We start from the raw sequence: 997 nt of genomic DNA on the forward strand, positions 1-997 counted from the left end.
CCTAAAGAAGACTGGGATTTGTTCAGGTTGTTCTGAGTCAGCAGAGACAGGCTGTTAGTGTTAATGACCGCCATAGTAGGTATTCCTTTAAATATGATTCGGCTAAGGTTCAGGCTTATTTGCCCACGGCTTCAATCACCGTCTTTTTTATTATCGGCAGGCTCATCCAAATCTTTAGCTGTATATCCGGCGGTTCATTCTCCTACGCTGAAATAAAAAAGCCCCCGAATATCGGAGGCTTACTATTAAATCAAGCGTGATATTAACGCAGCAGAGACAATACTGTTTGTGGAACCTGGTTAGCCTGAGCCAGAACAGAAGTACCCGCTTGTTGCAGAATCTGTGCACGGCTCATGTTGGACACTTCAGTAGAGTAATCCGCATCTTGAATACGGCTACGGGCTGAAGTCAGATTGTTTACTGTGTTGTTCAGGTTGGTGATGGTTGACTCAAAACGGTTCTGAGACGCACCCAATACGCTGCGCTGAGTATCAACCGCTTTTAGTGCCTTATCAATATCAGCCAGCGGCGTGGTGCCAGTTGCTTTACCATCAGCAGCCACGGTGCCATTCAATACGTCAAAACCTTTGGCAGCAACAGTACGTGACTTACCATTTACTGCTTCATTAACAGCAGTCGCATCTTTAACCGCAGTTGCCAGTTCAGTAGTCGCAGTATCCGCTGCACCTTTAAGTGCCGCAGCCGTTGTTGTGCCATTAGTAGCATCGGCTTTAACTGCTGCCAGATATGCACCATTTGCCGTATCATATGCTGCTTGTTTAGCATCAAGAACTGTAGTCTTAGTGAAAGCATAAGTATTTACGGAATCTGATGATGTGCCATCAGCGTTGGCTGTTGCCAGGTTCCAGCCTGAGCTTTTACCGATAGCAATGCTGATTTGTTCGTTATCTTTAGAACCCACCTGGAAATCATAGCTTGAATCCGTTGCAGTACGGTTATCCAATACTTTGATGCCGTTGAAATCAGTTTGCTTGGT

The 997-nt window shown here is 45.6% G+C and carries 1 protein-coding gene; it reads right to left on the reverse strand.

The genetic code is table 11. The annotated features are described in order from the left end of the window. Positions 1–262: 262 nt before the first annotated feature. Positions 263–997: flagellin (locus tag FTB31_RS13735; RefSeq protein ID WP_227731487.1), on the reverse strand; the 735-nt coding region annotated here is incomplete at its 5' end.

The sequence above is a fragment of the Yersinia proxima genome, assembly GCF_902170785.1.
Lineage (GTDB): Bacteria > Pseudomonadota > Gammaproteobacteria > Enterobacterales > Enterobacteriaceae > Yersinia > Yersinia proxima.